General features: G+C 65.2%; 12 protein-coding genes. 8 read left to right on the forward strand and 4 right to left on the reverse strand.

Annotation, left to right across the window (positions count from 1 at the left end):
- Window positions 1-77 precede the first annotated feature (77 nt).
- Window positions 78-1532, reverse strand: coding sequence for a toll/interleukin-1 receptor domain-containing protein (locus J7E96_RS27040; RefSeq protein ID WP_215134767.1), 1455 nt, complete (start codon window positions 1530-1532; stop codon window positions 78-80).
- A 396-nt stretch (window positions 1533-1928) separates the two neighbouring features.
- Here J7E96_RS27040 and J7E96_RS27045 point away from each other — a divergent pair, with 396 nt between their 5' ends.
- Both J7E96_RS27045 and J7E96_RS27050 read left to right on the forward strand, forming a co-directional pair.
- The gene (locus J7E96_RS27045) at window positions 1929-2417 is read left to right on the forward strand and encodes a TIR domain-containing protein (RefSeq protein ID WP_215134769.1); all 489 of its coding nucleotides are present in this window, start codon (window positions 1929-1931) and stop codon (window positions 2415-2417) included.
- A gap of 23 nt (window positions 2418-2440) precedes the next feature.
- Window positions 2441-3274 (forward strand): HIT family protein, encoded by an 834-nt coding sequence (locus tag J7E96_RS27050; protein WP_215134771.1) that lies wholly within the window; start codon window positions 2441-2443, stop codon window positions 3272-3274.
- A 54-nt stretch (window positions 3275-3328) separates the two neighbouring features.
- Here the strand turns inward: J7E96_RS27050 and J7E96_RS27055 are convergent, their stop codons facing one another.
- A complete protein-coding gene (locus J7E96_RS27055; protein WP_215134773.1) occupies window positions 3329-3517 on the reverse strand; it encodes a hypothetical protein in 189 nt (62 codons plus the stop codon).
- On the opposite strand from J7E96_RS27055, the gene J7E96_RS27060 reads away from it, so the two are divergent.
- Window positions 3510-4079, forward strand: a complete 570-nt coding sequence (locus J7E96_RS27060) for an HD domain-containing protein (protein ID WP_374196721.1) — start codon at window positions 3510-3512, stop codon at window positions 4077-4079. The genes J7E96_RS27055 and J7E96_RS27060 overlap by 8 nt on opposite strands.
- Here the strand turns inward: J7E96_RS27060 and J7E96_RS27065 are convergent.
- Window positions 4067-4534, reverse strand: coding sequence for an NUDIX hydrolase (locus J7E96_RS27065; RefSeq protein ID WP_209470000.1), 468 nt, complete (start codon window positions 4532-4534; stop codon window positions 4067-4069). The genes J7E96_RS27060 and J7E96_RS27065 overlap by 13 nt on opposite strands.
- Window positions 4521-5294 carry an XRE family transcriptional regulator gene (locus tag J7E96_RS27070; RefSeq protein WP_215134775.1) on the reverse strand — a complete coding sequence of 258 codons (774 nt, stop codon included), beginning with the start codon at window positions 5292-5294 and terminating at the stop codon, window positions 4521-4523. Before J7E96_RS27070 ends, J7E96_RS27065 begins: the two co-directional genes overlap by 14 nt.
- Window positions 5295-5392: 98 nt before the next feature.
- Between J7E96_RS27070 and J7E96_RS27075 the strand changes: the two genes are divergently transcribed.
- The 5 genes from J7E96_RS27075 (at window position 5393) to J7E96_RS27095 (ending at window position 8896) form a co-directional block, all read left to right on the forward strand.
- Entirely contained in the window at window positions 5393-6085 is a 693-nt protein-coding gene (locus J7E96_RS27075) for an HAD family hydrolase (protein ID WP_215134777.1), read from the forward strand.
- 108 nt (window positions 6086-6193) lie between these two features.
- Entirely contained in the window at window positions 6194-7096 is a 903-nt protein-coding gene (locus J7E96_RS27080) for a radical SAM protein (RefSeq protein ID WP_215134779.1), read from the forward strand.
- On the forward strand, window positions 7089-7730 hold the full coding sequence (locus tag J7E96_RS27085; RefSeq protein WP_215134781.1) for a hypothetical protein: 642 nt from the start codon (window positions 7089-7091) through the stop codon (window positions 7728-7730). Before J7E96_RS27080 ends, J7E96_RS27085 begins: the two co-directional genes overlap by 8 nt.
- Window positions 7648-8295 (forward strand): SAM-dependent methyltransferase, encoded by a 648-nt coding sequence (locus tag J7E96_RS27090; RefSeq protein ID WP_215134783.1) that lies wholly within the window; start codon window positions 7648-7650, stop codon window positions 8293-8295. Before J7E96_RS27085 ends, J7E96_RS27090 begins: the two co-directional genes overlap by 83 nt.
- A 16-nt stretch (window positions 8296-8311) precedes the next feature.
- Window positions 8312-8896, forward strand: coding sequence for a class IV adenylate cyclase (locus J7E96_RS27095; RefSeq protein WP_215134785.1), 585 nt, complete (start codon window positions 8312-8314; stop codon window positions 8894-8896).
- Window positions 8897-9358 lie beyond the last annotated feature (462 nt).

A 9358-nucleotide genomic window follows, 5' to 3' on the forward strand; every position in this document is an offset into this window, starting at 1 on the left:
TTCTCAGCCAGCGCTCTGATTGGGTGAACCCCAGGTCGCGGTCGTGACCAGGCCCTGTGCCGCTCCACCCGTCCCGCCTAGCGTTCCGTCGCCGTCGCCAGCCGCGTACGGGAAGGCAAACTCAGCTTGTCGACCCGCACCCTTATCTGAGTGAGCCGTCGCACCGCCTCTGCGTGAAACATCTGGTGCTGCCATCGCTGGAAGCGGTAGGCACACTCCATGGTCGTCCAGGCCAGCCAGAACCCCACAACCCCAGCGGCCACAGGCGCTGCGTGCAGCCGCGCCCCACCCCCGCCTTCGACTCCGAGGGGCAAAGTCCATGCGAGCGTGAGGGCGACGGTGAGCGCCAACCACAGGAAGTACCCGCTGAAGATCCAGGGCTGCGCCTCACACAGCCATCGGAACCGCCCACGGTTCGCCGCACGCCCCTGGGTAGCCACCGCCCCTGCCAGCTCTTCAAGCGCGAACCGTGCTCGGTCCCGCTGCTCTCGCCGGATCGGCGCTTCCCATTCTTGCGTACGCACGTCAAGCCGAGCGATCTCCCGCCGGACCACCGCCATCGGGGCTGCCGAGGGCATCGCTTCCGGCCACTGCACCCACCGTTCGCGGTCCTCCTTGAGGGAGCGTACGAAACCGGCTGCCATCGGGCCGACGGCAGCACACATGCCGAGTATCAGTACGACGGCGAAGCCGGGACTCTGCCCCCACACTTGAATCACAAGCACTACCGCGAACAGCAGGAGAAAGGCCGGCACCGGATAGGTTGCCCGGAGGTAGTTCTCCTGCGAGGCGTCCTGCAGTTCACGTTCCCACGCCTGAACGGGGCGGCGCATGAGGCCGCATGCCAGCAGTACAGCGATTAGAACGAAGCCCATCAGCCCAAGGGACGCCAGGGCCAGCAGCAGGGCGACCGGGTCGTCGTCCGGATTTGAGGACGGCCCGATCGCCGTTGCTGCCCACGGCACTAGAACGCAGAGCGCGGTGGCGAGGAGGCCGGTGGCCCAGCCGAGTAGTCGGCCGGGCCGTCGTGGCGCCCGCACTTCAGACAGGACTGCTGGCACCCACTCTGATGCCACCAGGGTCTCCAGCGAGGCGATTAGCTCCTCAACGGATGCGTCCCAGTCATCCGCGGGGAGGCGATGTGCCTGTCGCAGGGAGAGATCGCGGATCGACGTGGGAAGCAACTCGGGCGACGGTGGCTCTGCGGCGTCAAGGAGCAGGGGAATTACGGTCTTCCCAGCGGCCAGCGCCAGTTCGATCTCGTGCCGCACCCAGTCGCCCGGGCGGTCGAGGGATCGAGGGCCCGACGGGTCGCGCGTCTCCAACCAGCCCTCCGGAATGGTGACGAGCAGGACCTCGCAGTCATGCACTCGGGCTCTGAGGTCGTCTGGGTAGCGGCTACCCGGCAGCATCGACGACGTGTCGAGGAAGACTTGCGCGTCACCGAAGTGTCGGCTGAGCCGATGACGCAGCCGGTGCACCGCATCCGTGGCACGCGGACTCCTGCGGTAGTTGATGAAGACGCCCCCCATGGCGGTGTTGCTCCTCCTCGTCCGTTCCCTCTGTCAGGGTGGTGGCTGGGTCATGTTTCTGAGCACTCAAAATCGCGAAGGTCAGGACGGCAATGCACGCGGCCGGCTGCGGCCAGGGCGATGATCTTCGAGGGAGAGCACACGGTGATGCTCTGCCTGCTGAGGTCGGCGACCCTTGGCCCCGCACTTGCGGGCGCCCCGGATCCATAGGCTGGACTTCTGGGCCATGGCGCTGACGGAGGTAGACCTGCTGCTTGCGGTTGCGATCCGCGTCAGAGCTGCCTTGCGTGAGCACCTCGCCCGCAAGGGCATGACTTCTTGCGTTCTCGTACAAGTTGTCGGAGGTCGCAGCTAGAGTCGCAGTCGTCCACATCAACACTCTCGATTGGCGTTTCCATGGCCAAGACAGTCTTCTACAGCTTCCACTACGAACAAGATGTCCACCGCGTCCAGTTGGTTCGCAATGTTAACGCGCTTGAAGCGCAGCCACTGTTGAACTCTCAGGACTGGGAGCAGGTGCGTAGGCGTGGAGACGAGGCAATCGAGAAGTGGATTCACGAGCAGATGGTGTACAAGAAGGCCGTTATCGTCTTGATCGGCAAGTACACGGCAAGTCGACCCTGGGTCATTTATGAGATTAAAAAGGCATGGGCCGACAAGAAGCCGCTGCTAGGTATTCGAATCCATGACCTCTCGGCGCTCGGGAGCGTTGATAGTGCGGGTTCCGACCCCTTTGTCAAGGCTATTGGTGCGGGGGTAGTGCCGGTATTTGATCCCACGATGCAGGATTGGTCGGGAAAGACCGACAGTAAGGCGACCTATAATAAACTGCGTGACAACTTGGAGTCCTGGTCGGGTCAGGGGGTGATTAGGCGGTCATGGTAAATCAATCCGCATGCCCGTTTTGTGTGATTATTGCAGGAGGTGACTCCAGCGCGAGGCTGGTGTATCGCACCCAAGAGGTCACCGCATTCTTTCCATTGGAACAAGCCACTCGCGGTCACACTTTGGTAGTGCCGAACCGCCATGTTTCAGACCTGACCGATCTCAACGCTGTTGAGAGCCGCGATTTAGGTGAAGCGGTCCTCAGGGCAGCGCGTGCGATCCGTTCGGCCCTAGCTCCGGATGGTTTGAACGTGATTCAGTCAACCGGGCAAGCCGCCACTCAAACCGTACCGCACGTGCATTTCCACCTCGTGCCCCGATGGTCGGGGGATCGTATGGTGCTTAGATGGCCTGTGAGTGCGGCCGAAGATAGTCAAGCTCAAAGCCAGACTCTCACTGCGATCCAGTCTGCGCTTTTGAATGAAGTGAGCGCGGTTGGGTCGGAGGACCGTCGGCAGCACTTGTCATTTATTCAAGCGATAATTACGCGCATGTCGCAAGCGTCTTCATCCTCGAAGACGTGGCTGCTTCCAATTGTAACCGCGACCTACGGATACGCGATCACGAAGAGTTCGATCTTCGTGGCGCTTCTCGGTCTATTGGCGGTGCTTGTCTTTGGTATCCTTGATGCTAATTATCTAAAGCAGGAGCGCGCCTTTCGTAAGCTCTATGACGAGGTAGCGGCCGGTCGTTCAATTCCTGCATTCTCCTTGAACCCTACCCTGGCGTCGCCTGCGGGTTCTCGTGTCAACTACTGGCCCGATTGGCCCGATATCAGGTCGTGGGCGGTTGCTCCTGTCTATGGGCCCTTGCTGCTTGCGGGGATGGGTATAGGGGCCTGGCTGCTCTACCGTTGAGGCCCAAAAATGATCGCTTCGGCGAACCTGGAAAAAGCATCGTCGCCATGCGTGTTAGCCCTCCTTGTGCCCATCGCCGTGCCGGATCGCTGCCCTGGCTGCCCAAGCCAGCAGAGTCTCGGCGAGCCAGCGGACGTGACTGCCGCCCTGTGCCTCGGCCGGTCCGAGGTGCATAGGCGTGCCGCTCAGCAGCAGACGCAGGGTGGGTTCGGCCTTGATTCCGCTGGGGCACTTAATGAGCATGAACCGATCGATGGCGAAGTGGGCATGTTCGGTGGCCGAGGCGGAGCTGCGTGAGTCCCTTCCTCGTCGATGGATGCACTCGCAAGGGGTCGCGCGGCGCGCGGCCGAGCTGACTGAACTCCTGGGTGGTGACGCGGACCTGCTGGCTTCTGCCGCCGTGCTTCACGACGTGGGCTACGCACCGCGGCTGGCAGCGACAGGCTTTCATCCGCTGGATGGTGCCCGGTTTCTTCGTGACGACCATGCTGCGGATGAGCGGCTGGTGCGGCTGGTGGCGAACCACTCGTTGGCGTTGCTGGAGGCCGAGGAGCGCGGGCTGCAGGGCGAGCTGGAAGCCGAATTTCCGCTGCTCGACGACCACCGGCTCGTGGATGCCTTGGTGTATTGCGACATGACGACGACGCCTGACGGGAAGGGCACGTCTGCCGAGGATCGGCTGGAGGAGATCATGGAGCGTTACGGGGCAGACAGCCTGGTGGGGCGGTTCATCCGTCGCGCGTCGCCGGGCATCCTCGCGGCCGTCGGTCGCGTGGAGGCGGCGCTTGCGGCTCACCCCAGGTAGGGGTACGTACCGGCGAGGTAGTCACCGATCTGTTGGCGCATGCTCGGGTGGATGTCGTACTGGTCCAGGTCGCTCGGTTGGACGTAGCGGACTCCGTCGGCTTCGTCGTTGATCGTGGGTTCGCCGCCTACAGGCCGGCCGATGTAGGTGTTCTCGTACTGCTGGCGGATCTCACCGTCGGTGTAGGCCACGATGTGGTTGGGGTTCGTGTAGACCCCCAGGAAGCCCGTGACTTCGGCGATGATCCCGGTCTCTTCCAGGCATTCCCGCACCGCGCACTGCGCCGCCGTCTCGCCGATGTCCTGGGCTCCTCCAGGCAGGGCCCATTGGCCGGTGTCCCGGCGGCGCTGGAGGAGTATGGCGCCGTTGTCGTCGACGACGAGCAGGTTGTTGGCGGGGATGAGCGTGTTCGCCTTGGGGGCCTTGGGGTCGTTGTAGTACTCAGTCCTGCCCATGCGGCGAGGGCCCCTCCTGGTCGGGTGTCCAGGGCCGTGCGGCGGCCCAGACAGCTTCGAAACTCTGAGCGTAGTTGTCGAACCAGCCCGCCGTGTCTGCTCTGCGGAGATGGAGGAGGGGGTTGGCGCTGGCCGGCTGGCCCCAGACGTGCGGGTTGATCAAAAGGTCATCGTCATACCGGAACATGGAGGTGTAGAGCGTGGTGTCGTGCAGCCTCACCTCGCAGCCGGCCTCGGACAACAGGGGCCGGTAGTAGGTCAGGGAGGCTCGGATCTTGGCGGCCAGTGTGTCGCCAATTCCTTCCTCGTGGCCCCGGATTGCTGCGGCCCGGCCCTTCGAGTCGCCGAAGCAGAGCCGCACTCGCACCCCGCTCGACGCGCGCTCGGCGAGCATCTTGGCGACGTGCGGGTTGGACTGCGCGAAGAAGGTACCGGAGAAAACGAGGACGCTGATCTGCTCCTGGGTGCCATTGAGCAGCGACAGCCACATGTCGCGCGGGACGCTCGCCCGGTTCTGGTAGGTCCCGACCAGCTCCTGCCCTGACCCTGCGAGCTGCTGCGGAGTACTCGGCACCGGTGCGGGCCAGAGGAACAGTTCCTCGACCCGTAAGTGCTTGGCGACGCGGAAGCGGTGGCGAGGATGGGGAACGCGCCCGCCGAGCCACCGGCCAACGGTCTTGGGGTCCACCTCGCAGACTTCGGCGAGTGATTCAGGTGGGATGCCGCGCTGGGCGAGCACGGAGTGCAATCGCTCGTTCACAGACGCCATACAAGCCGAGACTGGTCAGGAGCGGCAAGGACGTTTCGGGACGTTCCACAGAAGGAGGGGGCCATGACCGCTGTATTTACGCTGGATGCATGGAGCTCATCGTCCTGTGGGACATCGACCACACCCTCATCGAGAACGCAGGGGTCAGCAAGGAGATCTACGCCGCCGCCTTCACGGCGCTGGCGGGAAGGGCGCCCGCGGGGCCGGCGCGGACAGAAGGGCGTACGGACCGGCTGATCATGCGCGACATGTTCGAGCGGAACGGCCTGGCCGAGCCGGACTGGGCAGCGGTCGAGAAGGCACTTGCCGACGCAGGGGAGGCGCGTCTCCAGGACCTCAGCCAGCGGGGAACCGCCCTGCCCGGCGTGCGGGAAGTCCTGAAGGAGGTCTCCGTGCGACGCAGTTGGGTGTCGTCGGTACTCACCGGCAATATCGCGGACAACGCTCGCGTGAAGGTCGCGGCCTTCGGCCTTGATCCCCTCCTTGATCTGCCGGTTGGTGCCTACGGGGCCGACGCCCTTCAGCGCCCCGACCTGGTCGCTGTCGCCCGGGAGCGGGCCCAGCGGCTCCGGGGCGCCCCGGATGGCGTGCCCGTCGTACTGGTCGGAGACACCCCTAGGGACGTGGAGGCCGCACTCTCCACGGGCTCCGAGATCATCGCGGTGGCCTCCGGCGTCCACAGCGCCGAAGAGCTGGCAGACGCCGGTGCCCGTACGGTCCTGCCCGATCTGAGGGACACCGGCCGTGTTCTCGGGATTCTGGAGGCGCTCTCCGCACGCTGAAAACGTCCCAGGACGTCCTAGGAGCGTCCCGATACGCGGTGACGAGGTCCGTACCTGTCCCGCCAATATCAGGTCTCCCACCAGGCAAGCGCCCCGAAGGAGACCCTAGTGATCAGCGAAGTCACCGGGATCCGCAGGATCCGGATGCTGTACCTGCAACTGCTCTACCGCTGCAACTTCGAATGCCTGCACTGCTTCCACGGCAAACGGCTCCAGCACGCCGACGCCTTCACCACGGACGAGGCGGTCAACCTCCTCACGCTGATGCGCGACGAGTACGGCACCGAGGCCGTCACCCTGCTGGGCGGCGAGCCGTTCGTCTACCGAGACCTCGCCCAGGTCGTCCGGTACGCCAAGCGGGACCTGGGTATGCAGGTCGAGATCTGCACCAATGGCTACCGCATCGAGCGCCGGCTGACCGAGATCGCCCCCGACCTTGACCTGCTCCGGGTATCGCTGGAGGGCATCGGCACGACCAACGACAAGATCCGGAAATTCGGAAGCTACCGCAGCGCCCTGAGCGCTCTCGAAATCGCACAGCAGCTCGGCGTCCGCGCCGGCGCGACCATGACGGTCACCTCACGCAACATCGACGAGGTCCTGCCGCTTGCCTGCACACTGCAGCACTACGGGGTGGAGCAGCTGAAACTCCATTGCCTCCGGCCGGTCGGCAACGCAGCCGATCACCCCGAGCTCCTCGTCAACGACGCCACGGCCTACACCCGTCTGCGGGAGCGCCTGGCCTCGGCCGAGCTGGACATCGAGGTGATCCTCGACGAGGACCTGTCCGAGCTCGGTGCGCCGGACGCCTGCCTCCCCGCCGGGGGCCCTGTGGAGATCGAGCGGATCGAAGCTGACCCGCGCGGCGCGCTCACCATGTCCTGCAAAGCTGTCGGCAAGGACTCGCACGCCTTCTGGTACGACAAGCTCGCTGACCACATCGACCACCGGCCCTCCCCCACCGACGAGTTCACGCTCGCGGTACCGGACGTGGTGTACGCCCGTGTCTGACGGTCCGCTGTTCGAGAGCCTCGAAGGGCTCCGCGGCACCGGAAAGTCGACCATCGCTCCGATGCTGGCAGCGGCCCGCCGTGCCGTCCTGGTCCCGACCGTGCCTCTCTTCTACCAGCCTCTGCGCCGGGAGGTGGATCGGCGTGGAAACGCCGAGGCCCGGATGTGCTTCTACCTGTCCGCGCTGTTCACCGTGGCCGATGAGATCCAGCGTCTCCTGGCCGAGGGCACCTCGGTGGTCGTGGAGAGCTACTTCGCCCGCTGCCTGGCCAACCACCAGGCGCTCGGCTCCAGCCTCGGCGTCAGGCTCCCGCCCAGCCTGCCCCAGCCCGTGACGTACCAACTGACGTGCGGCAAAGGCGAGCGCGGGCGTCGGCTCGCCGAGCGCATCAAGCCGGTCTCCGGCTGGGACGTCCTCACGGAAGAGGTGGCAGACCGCGTTACCGACGCCTATGCCCAGTTCCCGATGCACCACGTGGACACCACGCATCTGGCCCCCGACGAGGTCCTCCAGACGATCCTGTCCATCGACACGCAAGGAGCCCGCCACCGTGCAAACGCAGAGCCTGTGGGAGCACACCCTCACGTTCTTCCCCCAGTTCCTCGCCGCGCTGAAGGAGCGTGCCGCTCCTGACGCCACAGTCATGGTCGTGGGGGCGAGCGACGGAAAGTTCGTCCTGCCTCTGGCCGCCGCCGGCTACCGGGTGGTCGCGGTAGAACGCGACCCTCTCGCCCTGCACGGAGGCGAGGTCATCCTCCCGGGTGACAACCGGGCCCACGCGATGGGCCTCGGCGACCGCCTCAAGCTCGACTCGCTCCGCGACCGTGTGCAGATCGTGGAGGAGGACTTCCTCCATTGGGAGCCTTCGGGCACGCCCTGCGATGCCATTTGGACGAGCTGCTCCTGGCATTACAGTGCCAACCATTATCGCCCGCTCGCTGACTTCGTCACCCGCATGCAGTCCGCTGTCGGCCAGAGCGGCCTGTACGGGGCGGAGTTCATGATGCCCATCACCCAGCGCCAGCACCTGATCGAGCACTACACGTCCCCCGAGAAGCTCAGACGCCACTTCATCGGCGACTGGGACGTCCTGCTGACCCTGCGCACGAACGAGTTCGCCGAGCGCGCCCACATCGGCCAGCTCCAGGACCACACCCACCGGATGGGCCTGCTCCTCGCGGCCCGCACCCCCTCCTAGTACGAAGGACAAACCCGTGAAGCACGAGTACGAGGCCAAATTCCTCGCCATCGACGTCGCCGGCCTCCAGGCCAAACTGACCACCCTGGGCGCCACCCAAGCGTTCCCCCGCACCCTCCTGACCCGCAAGATCTTCGAGAACGACGCACTCGAAGGCGCCTGGGTGCGACTGCGGGACGAGGGCACCCGATCGACGCTCACGCTCAAGCAGGTCACCGACGCCACCACGATCAACGGCACCACCGAAATCGAGACCGAGGTGACGGACCTGCACGCCATGGCCGAGATCCTGCGCAGCCTCGGCATGCGCGAGGTCCGGTACCAGGAGAACTACCGCGAGGAATGGCGCCTCGGCGAGGTCGCCTTCGACTTCGACACCTGGCCGGACCTCCCCACCTTCGTCGAGATCGAGGGCCCCGACGAGGCATCGGTCCGCCAGGCAGCCGCCCTGCTCGACCTCGACTACTCCGAAGCACGCTTCGGCAGCGTCGATGAGATCTACAAGAGCGAGTCCGGCAGGGACATCCTGGCCGAACCCACTCTCCTCTTCGCCGACGCCGACAAGCAGGCTTCGGCCAGGGCAGCTGTCCCGAGCGAGTGATCTTGAGGACCGAGCTGTGTTCATAGAACTGGCCGTGACGCCTCGGGTCATACCCGGCATCGCCGAGTTCGCGCGCGGCGGTTTGCCCGCCGCGGCAGACACTGACGACGGCAATACGTGGACGGACGGATTCTGCTGGCTCTACTGCGGCCAGCGATGGACCCGTGTTCTATGGATCGGCCCCGTGAGTGTGGCCGGCGCGCAGGCAGCCATGTTCGCCTGCGGCCCGTGCATCCGCGCCTTGCAGGAGCAGGTCTGGCAGTCTCTCCTCCTTCACGATGAACCGACTCGCCGGGCGCCTGTGAGCACGGCTTCTACGACCGAGCAGCCTGAGGGACGCCGCGTTGGAAAGCATCGCGCGCGGGGCGGCATGTTCCGTCGGGAGTGAGGTCGAGAACGGACAGTGGGCGTATCAACGGTTGGGCCGGTCACCACGCGTGGTGACCGGCCCAACCGTTGATA

The sequence above is a fragment of the Streptomyces sp. ISL-96 genome (assembly GCF_018614035.1).
Classification (GTDB): domain Bacteria; phylum Actinomycetota; class Actinomycetes; order Streptomycetales; family Streptomycetaceae; genus Streptomyces.

Coding starts and splice junctions, on each gene's coding strand:
- J7E96_RS27040 (WP_215134767.1), bottom strand. CDS start 1,532: ATGGGGGGCGTCTTCATCAACTACCGCAGGAGTCCGCGTGCCACGGAT.
- J7E96_RS27045 (WP_215134769.1), top strand. CDS start 1,929: ATGGCCAAGACAGTCTTCTACAGCTTCCACTACGAACAAGATGTCCAC.
- J7E96_RS27065 (WP_209470000.1), bottom strand. CDS start 4,534: ATGGGCAGGACTGAGTACTACAACGACCCCAAGGCCCCCAAGGCGAAC.
- J7E96_RS27060 (WP_374196721.1), top strand. CDS start 3,510: ATGAGCATGAACCGATCGATGGCGAAGTGGGCATGTTCGGTGGCCGAG.
- J7E96_RS27055 (WP_215134773.1), bottom strand. CDS start 3,517: ATGCTCATTAAGTGCCCCAGCGGAATCAAGGCCGAACCCACCCTGCGT.
- J7E96_RS27075 (WP_215134777.1), top strand. CDS start 5,393: ATGGAGCTCATCGTCCTGTGGGACATCGACCACACCCTCATCGAGAAC.